The organism is Ornithinibacillus sp. FSL M8-0202 (assembly GCF_037975285.1).
In the GTDB taxonomy this organism is placed as follows: Bacteria; Bacillota; Bacilli; order Bacillales; family Amphibacillaceae; genus Ornithinibacillus; species Ornithinibacillus massiliensis.
This window is the reverse complement of sequence record NZ_CP150248.1, coordinates 3,176,168-3,191,828: the sequence shown is the minus strand read 5'-3', so window position 1 is coordinate 3,191,828 and position 15,661 is coordinate 3,176,168. Positions and strand designations below refer to the sequence as shown.

At 37.1% G+C, this 15,661-nt stretch carries 18 protein-coding genes and 1 riboswitch; of the genes, 1 reads left to right on the top strand and 17 read right to left on the bottom strand.

From position 1 onward, the window contains the following. Positions 1-36: 36 nt before the first annotated feature. On the bottom strand, positions 37-1,119 hold the full coding sequence (locus MKY78_RS16105; protein WP_339214125.1) for an HD-GYP domain-containing protein: 1,083 nt from the start codon (positions 1,117-1,119) through the stop codon (positions 37-39). 161 nt (positions 1,120-1,280) lie between these two features. Further along, positions 1,281-1,586 (bottom strand): DUF1805 domain-containing protein, encoded by a 306-nt coding sequence (locus MKY78_RS16100; protein ID WP_339214124.1) that lies wholly within the window; start codon positions 1,584-1,586, stop codon positions 1,281-1,283. 94 nt (positions 1,587-1,680) lie between these two features. On the opposite strand from MKY78_RS16100, the gene MKY78_RS16095 reads away from it, so the two are divergent. Further along, positions 1,681-2,124, top strand: a complete 444-nt coding sequence (locus tag MKY78_RS16095) for a hypothetical protein (RefSeq protein WP_339214123.1) — start codon at positions 1,681-1,683, stop codon at positions 2,122-2,124. On the opposite strand, the gene MKY78_RS16090 is transcribed toward MKY78_RS16095, so the two are convergent. The 15 genes from MKY78_RS16090 to MKY78_RS16020 all read right to left on the bottom strand — a co-directional run bounded on the left by MKY78_RS16090 (position 2,125) and on the right by MKY78_RS16020 (position 15,461). Continuing rightward, complete coding sequence (locus MKY78_RS16090) at positions 2,125-3,519, bottom strand: bifunctional UDP-sugar hydrolase/5'-nucleotidase (RefSeq protein WP_339214122.1); 1,395 nt, start codon at positions 3,517-3,519, stop codon at positions 2,125-2,127. A gap of 11 nt (positions 3,520-3,530) precedes the next feature. Further along, a complete protein-coding gene (locus MKY78_RS16085; protein ID WP_339214121.1) occupies positions 3,531-4,349 on the bottom strand; it encodes a sulfite exporter TauE/SafE family protein in 819 nt (272 codons plus the stop codon). A gap of 427 nt (positions 4,350-4,776) precedes the next feature. Next, a complete protein-coding gene (sufB, locus tag MKY78_RS16080) occupies positions 4,777-6,174 on the bottom strand; it encodes a Fe-S cluster assembly protein SufB (RefSeq protein ID WP_186870937.1) in 1,398 nt (465 codons plus the stop codon). 32 nt (positions 6,175-6,206) lie between these two features. Continuing rightward, on the bottom strand, positions 6,207-6,641 hold the full coding sequence (gene sufU, locus MKY78_RS16075; RefSeq protein ID WP_339214120.1) for a Fe-S cluster assembly sulfur transfer protein SufU: 435 nt from the start codon (positions 6,639-6,641) through the stop codon (positions 6,207-6,209). Next, the gene (locus MKY78_RS16070) at positions 6,631-7,851 is read right to left on the bottom strand and encodes a cysteine desulfurase (protein WP_339214119.1); all 1,221 of its coding nucleotides are present in this window, start codon (positions 7,849-7,851) and stop codon (positions 6,631-6,633) included. Before MKY78_RS16070 ends, sufU begins: the two co-directional genes overlap by 11 nt. After that, the gene (gene sufD, locus MKY78_RS16065; protein ID WP_339214118.1) at positions 7,851-9,158 is read right to left on the bottom strand and encodes a Fe-S cluster assembly protein SufD; all 1,308 of its coding nucleotides are present in this window, start codon (positions 9,156-9,158) and stop codon (positions 7,851-7,853) included. The genes MKY78_RS16070 and sufD overlap by 1 nt, the downstream gene beginning before the upstream one ends. 17 nt (positions 9,159-9,175) lie before the next feature. After that, complete coding sequence (gene sufC / locus MKY78_RS16060) at positions 9,176-9,961, bottom strand: Fe-S cluster assembly ATPase SufC (RefSeq protein ID WP_186870941.1); 786 nt, start codon at positions 9,959-9,961, stop codon at positions 9,176-9,178. Positions 9,962-10,404: 443 nt separating this feature from the next. Then, positions 10,405-10,575 (bottom strand): hypothetical protein, encoded by a 171-nt coding sequence (locus MKY78_RS16055; RefSeq protein WP_186870942.1) that lies wholly within the window; start codon positions 10,573-10,575, stop codon positions 10,405-10,407. Between the two features lie 336 nt (positions 10,576-10,911). Beyond that, positions 10,912-11,727: a MetQ/NlpA family ABC transporter substrate-binding protein gene (locus MKY78_RS16050; protein ID WP_339214115.1), complete on the bottom strand. Its 816-nt coding sequence runs from the start codon at positions 11,725-11,727 to the stop codon at positions 10,912-10,914. A 28-nt stretch (positions 11,728-11,755) separates the two neighbouring features. Next, positions 11,756-12,424 (bottom strand): methionine ABC transporter permease, encoded by a 669-nt coding sequence (locus tag MKY78_RS16045; protein ID WP_339214114.1) that lies wholly within the window; start codon positions 12,422-12,424, stop codon positions 11,756-11,758. Then, entirely contained in the window at positions 12,417-13,439 is a 1,023-nt protein-coding gene (locus MKY78_RS16040; RefSeq protein WP_339214113.1) for a methionine ABC transporter ATP-binding protein, read from the bottom strand. Before MKY78_RS16040 ends, MKY78_RS16045 begins: the two co-directional genes overlap by 8 nt. 164 nt (positions 13,440-13,603) lie before the next feature. Then, a riboswitch (SAM riboswitch) is annotated at positions 13,604-13,717 on the bottom strand. Between the two features lie 82 nt (positions 13,718-13,799). Further along, on the bottom strand, positions 13,800-14,114 hold the full coding sequence (locus MKY78_RS16035; protein ID WP_339214112.1) for a thioredoxin family protein: 315 nt from the start codon (positions 14,112-14,114) through the stop codon (positions 13,800-13,802). A 19-nt stretch (positions 14,115-14,133) separates the two neighbouring features. After that, positions 14,134-14,490 (bottom strand): toprim domain-containing protein, encoded by a 357-nt coding sequence (locus MKY78_RS16030; RefSeq protein ID WP_186870950.1) that lies wholly within the window; start codon positions 14,488-14,490, stop codon positions 14,134-14,136. 159 nt (positions 14,491-14,649) lie between these two features. Beyond that, the gene (gene gcvH / locus MKY78_RS16025; RefSeq protein WP_339214111.1) at positions 14,650-15,033 is read right to left on the bottom strand and encodes a glycine cleavage system protein GcvH; all 384 of its coding nucleotides are present in this window, start codon (positions 15,031-15,033) and stop codon (positions 14,650-14,652) included. Between the two features lie 65 nt (positions 15,034-15,098). Beyond that, complete coding sequence (locus tag MKY78_RS16020; RefSeq protein WP_339214110.1) at positions 15,099-15,461, bottom strand: arsenate reductase family protein; 363 nt, start codon at positions 15,459-15,461, stop codon at positions 15,099-15,101. Positions 15,462-15,661: the final 200 nt, after the last annotated feature.

Genomic DNA, 15,661 nt, shown 5'->3' with positions numbered 1-15,661 from the left:
TTTTATGCTTGTTCTAAGGAGGGTAGGACTAAATTTTTAGATTAGATTACATTTCGTAATCATGATATTCAATTGTTTTGATAAATCAATCATATATGGTTCAACCTCTCGTTCCTCTTCTTTCAAAATTCTAATGATAGGTCGATCACAAATATGTTTGTTCTGATGAACGACAACACCTTGTCGTTTATCATTTAATTCAACTGAAATTCCATTAGGATAAACAGCCACACTGTTTTTGAAAGCCTCAATAATTCGAATATCAAATTGATTAATAGCACTACTATATAGAAGCTCAAGCCCCTCATGAGGAAGCATGGCTTTACGATATACCCGATTACTTGTAACTGCGTCAAAGACATCTGCTGCACCAATAATTTGGGCAAACAAATGAATTTCATTGCCTTTTAATCCACGTGGATATCCACTACCATCTATTCTTTCATGGTGCTGGTATGCACAATGTGCTACAACAGCGGAATAATTATAATTCTTCCTTAATAGCTCATACCCGAGCGTAGTATGGGTTTTCATGATAGCAAACTCTTCATCTGTAAGTCGTTCTGGCTTTTGGACAATATCAGGATCAATGAACACCTTTCCAATATCGTGAAGCATTGCCCCTTTACCAAGTTCACTTAACTCTTTTGCATTTAACTTTAACTCAGCACCAATTGCTAAGGAATAAATAGTAACATTTAAAGAATGTTGGAAAACATAGTCATCCGTTAGATATATATCCGTTAACAGTGTGATCGATTCATCATGACTATCTATTTCAGCCATAATTCTACCAATTATATCCGTTAGATTCTTTCCCTCTTCATCTAACACAGAGGAATTTTTGTTTAGTTTATGTGCTTGAATACTATCAAAGAGCCTTTTCATGGAAGATGTAGCATCCTGCCGAAGTCGTTCCGATATTACTGGTTCAATTACAATATCTTTTGTTTTCTCATCTTCAATATAAACATATGTAATCCCTTGTTGCCCTAACCGCTCAATAAGCCTCTTTGTAAGTGGGACTCCATTATGGAGTAAAATGGTGCCATTATCACGATATATCGTTTGTCCCAGAATATCTCCTGGTTGAGCTGATGCTGTAGCGACTAATCTCATTCATGTACTCCTAACCAGCCTTTGATAAAAGCGGCATTTTTCGACATTATTATAACCATATAGTATCAAATCTGCTATGAAAAAGCTATCTTAAGAAAGAACATCTGTCTACGGTTTCCTCGATATTTTACCAACAAAAAATGCCTCACAACGGAGACATTTTACGCTATTCGTTTCAAGGCCTCTTTTCCACTCATTCCTACTTCCCAGCCAAATTGCTCTTTTGAAGCTTCCGTAACTTTTTCAAGAGGTGCCTCTAATAAATCTTCAATGGTACGTACTCCTACCGCTCTCGCAGCAATCACTTGACGATCTTTTAATTTTTCACTTAATAAATCCACATCCAGTGCTCCACACATGATATACCCAATTTCATTGGTTATCATTAACAGATTTGTTTTAGGAAGTTCCACCTTAATTGCAGTGAACATAATCCCGTTTACTTCAAGAGGATTAATCGTAATCATAATCCATGACGCCTCCTTTGCATGCTCCCTATATTACTATGCAAATAGGAGGTCATGTGTCACGACTTTATCCTCGGCGGACATGGGGAGAGATGTGTCTGATTACGGTTCTCATGTGACCTTGCGTGGGATAGATGTGCCCATTTTCGGTTTACTTGCGACCTTGCTCGGGGGAGATGCACCCGATTTCGGTTCTCATGCACCCTTGCGTGGGATAGATGTGCCCATTTTCGGTTTACTTGCGACCTTACGTGGGGGAGATGCACCCGATTTCGGTTCTCATGCGCCCTTGCGTGAGGTAGTTGAGCCCTTTTCCGGTGTACATGCGCCCTTGTTCGGGGGAGATGTGCCCGATTTCGGTTCTCATGTGACCTTGCGCAAGGTAGATGAGCCCTATCCCTGCACACATGCGCCCTTGCGTGGGGAAGATGTGCCCTTTTCCGATTCACTTGCTCCCTTGCTCGGAGAAGATGCGCCCGATTTCGGTTCTCATGCGCCCAAACGCGAACAAGATGCACCATACCCTAGCCCGGTTTAACTATCCAAAATGCTCCATAAGTGTGTCTCTTAAATAATCTCTCATAAACTTTGGTAGCATATAGGATTTCTTATCTGATTTCGCAACTTCAGGTAATAATCGACCAAATGTAAAGGTGTCAGCTACTACCACACTAAATTTTCGTTCAATATCTACTGGTTCCTCTCCCATGAGCACTTGGACTACATATTCCTGTCCATTTTGATGAAAGTCCGTCTCAACCTCTACCCCAGAGAAAACCATTCTTCCTAATACTTTCCCCCGGAAGCCAAATCCTTTTAAGGGAAACTCCATAAACTCTCTTGTAAGGGATGCTCGGACAACTTCAAGCAGTTCAGCACCAGTAAGTTCTACTATACAAGGATTAATGGGATGCGGGCATACTCGATGAATATCTCCAAGTGTTATTTCGCCCTTTGGAAAACCTTCTAATAATAATCCAGTATTAAACATCGCACAATCGGCTTCCGTTATGTTCCTAATTTTATTCGTTAGAAGCTGCATAATTTTTGACTGCTGATACCAATTAACTTCTATAGACTCTGTAAGTTCAACCACTTTTTCATCTAGAATCTCATCTGCTCGTGCTTGTAGATTATCTAATGACTTTTTTGTAGCTTTATCAATAGAGAATTCCGAAATATCGGTTGTATGGGCTTGCTTGTTAATAAGCTTTTGCTGTTCATGATCCCAGGTCAACATTACCTCACCGATAAAATGACAATGTTTCCCAGCTGCTGTAATTATTGCTTGATTAACCGCCTCACCCGTACGGAGCAGATGATGCGTATGGCCGCCAATGATGACATCAATATCCGGAAATCTTCTAGCGATTTCTTGATCCTCACTAATACCTAAATGTGACAATAATACCATTATATCTGTCTTTTCTTTCAGCTCATGAACCACATTCTCTAACACGTCATATGGGTCAGAAACATGCCATCCTAATAACTCATAATAATCATTAAAAGGAGCTGTAAGCCCAATTACACCTATCCTCACGCCGTGTAAGCTTTTTATAATAGCAGTGGATTGAAGCCAATCTGGTAATTGGTTTTGTAAACTCTCTAAATTAGCACAAACAACAGGAAAAGTTGCGTCATCATACAGATGAAACAACTCCTCATGCCCAAATGTTATCCCCTCATTGTTACCGATCGTAACCAAGTCATAACCAAGATCATTTAATAATGATACATTTCCTTTCCCCATTAACGCTTCCGAAATCGGATGGACCCTATCCACATGATCTCCAATATCCACTAGCCAATATGATTCGTTATTTCTTTCCCTTTTTGCTTTTGCTTCCTTCATAAATGTTGCAACTCTAGGCCACTGTTCAAAATTACTATGTAAGTCATTTGTGTAATAGAAATATAAATTCTCTTGCATAAAAAATCTCCTTAACCTGTTAACCCATTTATAATCATGCGTATACCAATTAGCACTAATGTTATTCTTAAAATCCACTCTAATGTCTTACCTTTTAATATTTGGCTTACCTTAGCCCCCAGCTTGCCACCAATCCATGCTCCAGGGATGAAGAATAGTACATATTCCCAGACAATATGCCCGAGAGCAATATGTGTCGTAGCACCAATAATACTTACAAAAAAGATCATAAACATTGATGTAGCTGTTGCGATGTGTACTGGAAATCCGAATAGTAATATCATCGCTGGGACCATAATCGATCCCCCACCTATTCCAAACAATCCAGACAATGTACCAACAATTAAAGAAAGGAAAAAAGCAAACCAAGTAGAAACAGTATAGTGATAAACCTTTCCATCAACATGAAATGTCCGTTGATTCTTGCCATTTGATACCGTTTTCTTGTGTGGCTGTTGCTTTATAAAAAACAACATGGAAATCCCTATCACTATTACGCCAAAATACAATAAAAATGCCTCAGTCTCCATAAATTGATTCAGCCAAGAGCCTACTATACTACCTGGAATACTTCCGAATAAGAAAAGTAATCCGGTTTTATAATCTACTCTACCATCTTTCAAATAAGCAAGTGTCGACGCTAAAGAAGTAAATATCATTGTGATTAAAGAAATACCAACTATTGCCTGTGGTGTTGCCCATTCAAACCCTGGTACAAACTGGTAAAGCAGGATGAGAATTGGGATTAATATTACACCACCACCAAGCCCAACTAGACTACCAACAAATGCTGTTAAAATGCCAACTATTATACAAATTAAAAATACCAAGTTAAAACCCTCTGTCCTTTATTATCTATACTGTTCATTTTAGCATTGTTTTGTAAAGATTCCTACCGAACTATTTAATGAAATCTTAACGATTGAATGACGGTCAGGTGCATTTGGATGCAGCAGATTATCTTATGATTACGAACATGTAGCTTCATGTAGAAAAATAGAAGACGAACTTATATCGTTCATCTTCTATACGCAAAAATAATATCATGCTTTTGATACCTTCTATATTATGCTATTATATACAATTCTATAAATATAAGGGGTGTACCAATATGAATAACAAAAAAGTCAATTTTAATCTACCTTAATTATTTTAAATGGTAATAATACTATCCAATTGAAGATATGTCCCAAAGGAATGTAAAAACACAATACAAACCCTTGCCACAAACATTGATGTGACAAGGGTTCTTTGTTATTAACCGATTGAACCTTCCATCTCGAACTTAATTAAACGGTTCATTTCTACCGCATATTCCATTGGAAGTTCTTTTGTAAATGGTTCAATGAAGCCCATTACGATCATTTCAGTAGCTTCTTCCTCGGTTAAACCTCTACTCATTAAGTAGAATAGTTGTTCTTCCGATACTTTAGAAACTTTTGCTTCGTGTTCTAGTGAGATATTATCATTTAAGATTTCATTGTAAGGAATCGTATCTGAAGTTGATTCATTATCAAGGATAAGTGTATCACATTCGATATTCGCACGCGCACCATCTGCTTTACGTCCAAAGTGAACGATACCACGGTAAGATACTTTACCACCTTGCTTAGAGAATGACTTCGACACAATTGTAGAAGATGTGTTTGGTGCTAAATGATGCATTTTTGCACCGGCATCTTGTACTTGCCCTTTACCTGCAATAGCAATAGAAATCGTGTTACCACGAGCTCCTTCGCCTTTAAGAAGAACTGCAGGATATTTCATCGTTAATTTGGAACCGATATTACCATCAATCCATTCCATCGTTGCATTAGCGTCACAAACAGCACGCTTCGTAACTAGGTTATACACATTATTTGCCCAGTTTTGGATGGTTGTATAACGGCAATACGCATCTTTCTTAACAATAATTTCAACAACCGCACTATGAAGTGAGTTTGTTGTATACACTGGAGCTGTACATCCTTCTACATAATGAACAGATGCACCTTCATCCACGATAATTAATGTTCTTTCAAACTGTCCCATATTTTCAGAGTTAATACGGAAATATGCTTGAAGTGGTGTATTTGTTTTTACACCTTTTGGAACATAAATAAATGAACCACCAGACCAAACTGCAGAATTTAACGCTGCAAATTTATTGTCAGAATAAGGAATTACAGTACCAAAGTACTCCTTAAATAACTCTTCGTTTTCTTTAAGAGCCGTATCTGTATCTTTAAATACAATTCCTAACTCTTCTAAGTCTTCTTTTAAGCTATGGTATACAACCTCTGATTCATATTGAGCAGAAACCCCTGCCAAGTATTTTTGCTCTGCTTCTGGAATACCTAAACGGTCGAATGTTTGCTTGATTTCAGCAGGTACCTCATCCCAAGTTCTACCTTGTTTTTCAGATGGCTTTACATAATAAACAATCTCATCGAAATCAAGTCCTGATAGATCTCCACCCCATTGTGGCATTGGACGCTCATAGAAATGCTCTAATGCTTTTAGGCGATAATCTAGCATCCATTCAGGTTCTTCTTTCATTTTAGAAATTTCTTCCACGACTCTTCGTGTTAAACCACGTTCTGTACGGAAAATGGAAACGTCTTTATCACGAAAGCCATATTTATACTCTTCTATTTCAGGCGCTTTCTTTGCCATTATAAACCCTCCTTATAGTATCGTACGTAAAGCTAGTCTTTTTCATGAACTCCTTTTTCCATTGCTTTCCATGCTAAGGTTGCGCATTTAATTCGGGCTGGGAACTGTGAGACTCCGCTAAGTGCTTCTGCATCTCCTAAGTCCAAATCCGATTCAATTTCTTCCCCAAGCATCATGTCAGAAAAGAGCTTAGACATTGCCAGTGCTTCAGATACTTTCTTTCCTTTAATTGCTTGTGTCATCATCGATGCAGAGGACATACTGATGGAACACCCTTCTCCTTGAAACTTCGCGTCCATTACGATTCCATCTTCTACTTGAAGCTGAAGTTGAATTCGATCTCCACAAGTAGGATTGTTCATATCCACCGTTAGTGCATCACCCTCGAGTTCTCCTCGGTTTCTTGGGTTTTTATAATGATCCATGATGACTTGTCTGTACAGTGTTTCCAAATTGTTAAAAGACATGACCGAAAAACTCCTTCGTCTTCAAGAGTCCGTCTACTAATTTTTCTACATCATCTTCGGTATTATATAGATAAAAGCTTGCTCTTGCAGTTGCTGTAACATTTAACCACTTCATTAATGGTTGGGCACAATGATGTCCCGCTCGAACAGCAATACCAAAGGAATCTAATGCAGTTGCTACATCATGTGGATGAACATCTCCAAGATTAAATGTTACAAGAGCAGCTCGATGTTCTGGTCCATATACTTTAATTCCTTCAACAGTACGTAATCGGTCCATGACATAATCTGCTAGCTTTTGCTCATGTGCTAATATATTATCCATACCAACTTCTTCTAAAAAGTCAATCGCAGCAGCTAGACCAATAGCACCGCCAATGATTGGTGTACCACCTTCGAATTTCCAAGGAAGCTCTTTCCAAGTGGAATCTTGGAGGGAAACAAAATCAATCATTTCGCCACCAAATTCTACTGGTTCCATTTCTTCTAATAACTCTCTTTTTCCATAAAGAACACCTATACCAGTTGGTGCAAGCATTTTATGACCAGAAAAAGCATAGAAGTCACAGTCCAAATCTTGAACATCCACTTTCATATGTGGAATACCTTGTGCTCCATCTACTACTAGAATAGCACCCTTATCATGCGCAATTTTAGCAATTTCTTTAATTGGGTTTATTGTACCCAATACATTGGAAACATGTGCAATTGCTACAATCTTCGTGTTATCCGTAATTAATTGACGATAATCTTCTAAGGCTACTGTACCATCATCCTGTAATGGAACATAGGATAATGTCGCTCCAGTAGCTTTTGCTGCTTGTTGCCAAGGAATAATATTACTATGATGCTCCATAGGCGTAATTAAAATCTCATCACCTGGTTTTAAGTTAGCTCGCCCATAGCTTAAGGCAACTGAATTAATCCCAGTAGTAGTACCACGATTAAAAATAATTTCTCCAGTACTTCTTGCATTAATGAATCGCCGAATCTTCTCACGTGCACCTTCATATTGATCCGTAGCACGAGAACCAAGCGTATGAACACCTCGGTGGACATTAGCATTATCAAAACGATAATACTTCTCAACAGCTTCAATAACCGAGATGGGCTTTTGAGAAGTAGCAGAAGAATCGAGATATACTAATGGATGGCCATTGACTTCCTGATCAAGAATCGGAAACATTTGCCTGATGGCTTTTACATCCATTAGTTAACTTTCCTTTCAATTACTTGTTTCAATTGCTTCTTAACGGCAGCAATAGGTAATTGAGATACTACTGGATCTAAGAATCCATGAATAATTAAACGCTCTGCTTCTTCTTGTGTAATACCACGGCTCATCAAGTAATACAATTGCATTGGATCAACACGTCCAACAGATGCAGCGTGTCCTGCTGTTACATCATCTTCGTCAATAAGTAGAATTGGGTTAGCATCTCCACGGGCTTTTTCACTTAACATAAGGACACGAGAGGTTTGCTCATTATTCGCACCAGATGCACCGTGCTCAATTTTCCCAATTGCATTAAATATGGAAGTTGCACTTTCTTTCATCACACCACGTTGCAGGATTTGTGCGTCCGAATTTTTACCCCATTGGGCAATTTTTGCAGTAAAGTTTTGAATCTGTTTTCCACGTCCAACTGTTACAGCATTTGCATTGGAAACGGAGCCATCACCAATTAGGTGTGTCACATTCTCTGATACAGTATTACCATCGTTCATTTGGCCAAGAGCCCAGTCGATGGTTGCGTGACGGTAAGCGACACCACGACGATTAATATAAGTAGTGGTTCCTGCAGCAAAGTTATCCACCGCACCGAAAGAAATCTTCGCATTATCTTGCGCAATTACTTCCGTTACAATATTAGCTACAGTTGCTTCTTCTTTGTTATTTGAAATATAGTTTTCCACATACGTTACTTCACTATTTTCATCTGCAACTACGAGTACATGGTTTACAAGTGCTACTTCTGGATCCTCTTGCCAGAATACCGCTTGAAGTGGTTCTTCAATTTGTACGTTCTTCGGAACATATACAAAGATTCCACCATTCATTAATGCTGCATGTAAAGCAGTTAATTTATGTTCATCAATGGATACGGCATCTTTCATGTAGTAGCGCTTCACTAAATCCTCATGCTCTTTTAAAGCTGTGAAAATATCAGTGAAAATAACACCTTTATTCATTAAGTCTTCATTAAGTTTAGCGAAAGCTACAGTATGATTACGTTGAATAACAAGATTCTCTGGTAAGTTATCCACATCAAAGAAATCTTGAATTTCAGCAGGTAATTCTGTTAATGAAGAAATGGTTTCACCTGTAGCAACATGCTTGAACCGAGTGAAATTCCAATTGCCAATTTTTGTTTTATCTGGTTTTGGTAATTCTAACGATTCAGCTTGTTCTAGTGCATTGACACGTAATTCTTTCATCCATATAGGTTCATTACGTTCGCTAGAAAACTGTCCAATATAACTTTTATCATAAGGTAGCTTTGTGTCTACAGTCATATTACCCCTCCTAACTATTAAGCGTTTTGTCCAACTGTTTCGTCTTCGATACCTAATTCTTCTTTAATCCAGTCATATCCTTCTGCTTCTAAACGTTGAGCTAATTCAGGACCACCAGATTTCACAACGCGACCTTGCATCATCACGTGTACGAAGTCTGGAGTAATATAATTTAATAGACGTTGGTAGTGTGTAATGATTAAGCAACCAAAGTTTTCGCCGCGCATTTTGTTAATACCCTTCGAAACAACTTTCAATGCGTCAATATCCAGACCAGAGTCAATTTCATCAAGAATTGCAATGTCAGGCTTGATTTGCATTAATTGAAGGATTTCATTACGTTTCTTCTCTCCACCAGAGAATCCTTCGTTTAAGTATCTTGTTGCCATGCTTTGATCGATTTCTAGGAAATCAAGATCTTTATCTAGATCCTTAATGAATTTCATTAAAGGAATTTCATCGCCTTCTTCTCGACGAGCATTAATTGCAGAACGCAAGAAATCAGAAGTCGTTACACCACTAATTTCACTAGGATATTGCATTGCTAAAAATAGACCTGCACGTGCACGCTCATCTACTTCCATTTCTAATACGTCTTCGCCATTTAATAGAACTGACCCTTCCGTAATTTCATACTTCGGATGTCCCATAATTGCAGATGCAAGAGTTGATTTACCTGTTCCGTTCGGTCCCATAATTGCATGGAATTCTCCGCCTTTAATTGTTAAATCAACGCCTTTTAATATCTCTTTACCTTCAATTGAAACATGAAGATTTTTAATTTCTAATGTAGATCCTGCCATATCGATACCTCCATATATTGTTATCTTATTTGGATATGATAAATAATGATATCCATTCTCAATTTATTCTCATTACAATCTTATAGCATTTCGAATTGATTATCAACTTTTTTAGGTTGTATAAATCGAATGATATTTTAATTGTTTTTCCCTATGTTTTGTATGGATTTATAAGGTGTTGCTAGTCCCCTTAACAGTCCGAATCGTCTAACACTTTCCTATATAAGGAGTGACCTAAGCTAAATCTATCCTCCCTCCTACAGAAGATGCGTAGAGAAGATGTCACGATGCAAAAGAGATGCCTCCTGAAAACAGTCCCATTGACCTATCCATCCTTCATCTCCACATAGTAGGTAGAATGGTTGAACTTATATAGTTTAAGTAACAGCAACTTCGACAAAAAACTGAGGATATTCATTTGAACATCCTCAGCATCATTCACATTATTTAAAAAGATTACTATCAATTTCCGCCAATAGTTGCTTGCATTGGTTGTATTCTTCTTGCCTTTTCTTTTCAACTTGCATGCGATTGTCTAAGTTTCGGCAGTATTCAGCGTACCCCATTTGATGTGATGCTTGCAGTGCTTTTTCCATTTCTGAGGTATAGTTCATTTTTATCTCACTAGAAATAGTGAATCATCCCTTTTGTTTTGTATTTGACATGTTAAGTTTAACACGCCAAATATATGACACCAAGTCGTGTTGAATTTCGAAAATCGATGAATAATACTATTTATCCTCATTAAAACGATATAGTATTATTTTCTACAAACATTTAACCAATTTCTTTAGAATGCTTCATCTTCCTCTAATCATTTAAGGCACTGATACATTCTTCTTCTGTACTTATATCCCTGCATACCGCCCCGATGATTCCATAGAATAAATTTCACCTATTCTAAATGCAAAATAAAAGAGACTAACCTTGGTCAGCCTCTTTTCTCCATATTAGTTATTGCCACCTACAGGTACTACAGCACCATTATATTTATCCATAATGAAGTTTTGAATTTCTTCTGACTGTAAGACTTCTACAACTTTCTTCAAGTCTTCATTATCTTTGTCTTCTGCACGTGCAGCAATAATATTAACGTAGTCTGATTCTTCTCCTTCAATAAATAAAGCATCCTCTAAAGGCGTAAGTCCTGCCTCAATCGCATAGTTTGTATTAATTGCTACAAGAGCGTCTGCTTCATTATTATAAGCCTCAATTAAGAATTCAGGATTCACTTCGCCAAACAAGAACTGAAGGTTTAATGGGTTTTCTACAATATCTTCTTGGCTAGGGTGGCCTGTGTCTGCATCATCTGCAATTTTAATTAATCCTTGTGCTTCGAATAATTGCAGAATGCGATAATGGTCGGGGTCATTACGACTAATAATAACCTCTGTACCTTCTGGAATATCATCTACACTTGTAATATTCTTAGAATATACACCCATAGGTTCAATATGAATACCACCTAAATTAACAAGGTCATAGCCTTTTTTCGGATCGTTGATGTCCTTTTCAAAGAATGGAATATGCTGGAAGTAGTTCGCATCAATAGTTCCTTCATCTAGATCAAGGTTTAACAAGTTGTAATCGGAATACTCTTCAATTTCAATAGTAACTCCTTCTTCCTCTAGTAACGGTTTAGCTTTTTCTAATACTTCTGCATGAGGAGTACTTGTAGCACCGATTTTGATGACATTGTCATCACTTCCACAAGCAGCTAACAAACTAATAAGTAAAATAGATAGTAGAACTAATAATTTCTTCATTTGGTAATCTCCTTTTATTCAATGTATTTTATCTTTTATCCAATTTATTAGTAATAAAGTCACCAATGAATTGGAATATGAAAACAATAATAACAATTAAAACGGTACATACAAACACGACATCAAAGTCACGTCGTACAAATCCATGATAATAGGCAAAGTCACCAAGGCCACCTGCACCGATAACACCAGCTACCGCCGTATATCCTATTAATGCAATAGCAGTTACTGTTATACCAGAGACAAGAGCTGGCATGGATTCCGGTAACAACACTTTAAAAATGATTGTTTTTGTTTTAGCGCCCATTGACTGTGCTGCCTCGACAACGCCTCTATTAACCTCACGCAATCCAATCTCTACTAACCTTGCATAAAACGGGGCTGCACCTACAATCAACGCTGGAATCGCAGCATTAGGCCCCCTAATGGTTCCGATTAAGAATTTAGTGAATGGAATCAATAACAATATAAGAATAATAAACGGAATAGCTCGAAATACGTTTACGATTGTGGCTACAATAAAATTCAATACTTTATTTTCCCAAAGTCCACCATTTGAAGTTAAATAAAGTAAAAGTCCTAATATTATTCCAAAAATAACCGTCCCAACTAAGGCTAAAAGGGTCATATAGAACGTTTCACCCGTTGCCACTAGTAATTTCTCTATTACTACATTAGGAAATAATTCATTAAGCATGGTTTAAAACCTCCACTTCTACAGTGGTTTTTTCCGTAATATATTGGATTGTATTGTTTATTTCATGGTCACTTCCGTTAATTTGTACTACTAGGGTCCCATAAGCACCAAGTTTAGTTTGCGTAATTTTCCCTTGAAGAATATTGACTTCAATTTCAAAATCCTTAGATAACTGACTAATTAATGCTTGATTGGCAGAATCCCCGACGAAATGTAAACGAACAACCCTTCCACTTGTATAAACATCTAATAATTGACTCAAATCACCATCTGAGTCACCCATCACTTGTTCGACGAATTTCTTAGTAACGGGCTGCTTTGGTTTGAGGAACACATCTAGCACATCCCCCTGCTCCACAATCTTTCCTTTTTCCATCACAGCAACTCGGTTACAAATTTTCTTGATAACATGCATTTCATGGGTAATTAATATAATGGTAAGTCCTAATCTTTCATTAATATCCACCAAAAGGTCTAATATGGAATCCGTTGTTTCTGGATCTAATGCAGAGGTTGCTTCATCACATAATAACACTTTAGGATTATTCGCAAGTGCTCTTGCAATACCAACTCGCTGCTTCTGTCCGCCACTTAATTGAGAAGGATATGCATTCTCTCTTCCAGCAAGTCCTACAAGCTCAATTAGTTCCTTTACTCGATCTTCTCTTTCTTTTGCAGGAACTCCAGCAATCTCTAATGGAAATGCAATATTCTCACGAACTGTACGTGACCATAGAAGATTAAAATGCTGAAAAATCATCCCAATATCCTGTCTAGCAATTCTTAGTTCATTCTTATTCATTGCCGTTATATTTTTGCCTTGAATGGATACCTGACCAGAAGTAGGGTCTTCGAGACGATTTAGCAAACGAATAAATGTACTTTTTCCCGCACCACTATAGCCAATCACACCAAATATATCACCATCTTCAATGGTTAAACTTAAATTATCCACTGCTTTGATTTCTTTCTGATCAAAGCGAAATACTTTTGTCAGATCTTTAATAGATATCATTCCATATCCCTCCTCTTTCTATGATGTACTAATTTCGGAAATGCATAAATATATTCGTATCTATATCACGTCATGATAAGAAGTGATTTTGCTCTTTCCAAATAAAAAACGCCTTTCTGCAAGAGAACAGAAAGACGTAATAGTAAATATTAAATCCTAACGTTCCCTCATCTTTCAAAGCCAATTGCTTTGTAGGACTTGGCACCTTTTTCAAACACGAAAGTTTGAAGGTTGCCGCGGTATCATAGGGCCTTTCCCTCCACCGCTCTGGATAAGAGATTTATATTATTCAATTTTTCAACAGAATTTACTATATCATCAGTATATAGACGTGTCAATAAAAAAATGCAATACAATTTATTATTTATCTCGAAATAAATCTGGTTGATATTCTAAAAGGTAACGATATATATTCCCAATCGATTGAAATGCATAGATTTTTTCTTTAATATCATGATCCTTCTTTATGACAAGACAAGGAACACTTTCGATTTTATTGTCTTGCATGAAATCCGGATACAAAGAAGCATTCATTTCATAAAATATGTCCTCTTGATGCACTGCTTCTATCTTATCTAGCATTGTCCTGGCTATGTGGCAAGTACCACAAAAAGGGGTAGATATATACAGTAAATATTCTTGTTGTTCAAGAACTTCTTTGGAAATCTCGTTCAATTTATCACCTACTTGAAAGCTAGACTAAATAATGGGGATTAACAGCGATTTGCTTACCAAGTAGAAGCATTGCTAAAATTCGTTCTGGGGTAGCAGCTACTTCTCGATACTCACTACTAACATAAATATGCTCTGCATGTGGTAACTCAAGGGAAAGTTGTTTCCGAAGCTTCATCCCAGATTTGTCTTCATCAACAAAGATATAAACATCCTTTTCATCCAACTGATAGGTTTCTAGCATTTCATCAAAACGTTCTATATCAAACGTTCCATTCGTACAAATAATTGTAATCTGGTCATTAATAACTTTCTCAAGTTGCCTTTTATCCGTTAAACCCTCAACAATTATAACACGTTCAGTTTGATGTGAAATCATGGTAGATCCCCCTCATATGATTAGAGCGTAAGGCGTCCAAACACAAATAGGTGAACATATCTCAATCGGGACTGACGCCTTGAGCTGGATATTTTTGAAATGAAAACTGACTCTTTTCCGTAAAGCTTGGAAAAAAGTCAGTCTTAGATGTTTAACATATTATTCTTGTTCGAGTAGTTCTTTATATGCCTCAGGTGAAAGTAGATTATCAAGCTCAGATTCATCACTAGGCTCGATGACAATCATCCATGCACCTTCATATGGAGCTTCGTTTACAAGCTCAGGGCTATCCTCTAAATCTGTATTTACTTCGACAATTTTCCCACTAATAGGCGCATATAATTCAGACACTGTTTTTACAGACTCAACGCTACCAAAAGGCTCATCAACTTGTATTTCATCTCCAACCTCTGGAAGCTCAACAAATACGATATCACCTAATTCGTCCTGAGCGAAGTCTGTAATCCCTACACGAACAGTGTTACCTTCTTTTTTTACCCATTCATGTTCTTTTGAATATAATAAGTCGTTTGGTAAGCTCACGTAAAATCCCTCCGAATAATTGGTTGTACATTAACTATACAATCTATTATAGATTTATGCTAGTATTATTGATTAGCCCATTTCGCTTGAAACTCTTCTTCCTTAAAGCCAACTGTTACAGTATTACCATCTGTTACAATAGGTCGTTTAATTAGCATACCATCAGAAGCAAGAATCTCTGCCATTTCTTCAGTAGATGCATCTTGAATTTTATCTTTTATATTTAATTCACGATACTTTTTCCCGCTTGTGTTAAAGAACTTCTTAGCAGGAAGTTCGCTATTTTCAATTAACTCTAGAATCTCTTCCTTAGAAGGTGTTTCTTCCACAATATGTATGCTGTTATACACTACGTTATGCTCATCAAACCATTTCTTCGCTTTTTTACAAGTTCCACAATTCGGATACCAATAAAATGTTAATGCCATTATAGCTCCTCCTTTTCTACGGATATTTTACCATGTATGAGAAGGAATTATAAGTAGAGAAAAAAATTAATAGATTACTGTGATTCACTAGTGTTGCAAAAATAATGTCGTAATTTTCAGTTTTATTATATCTTCTGTTTAGAGCCAAAAAAGTAAATACCGAATTAAAGGTGGCTCCATCCATTTGGAAATAATTTACA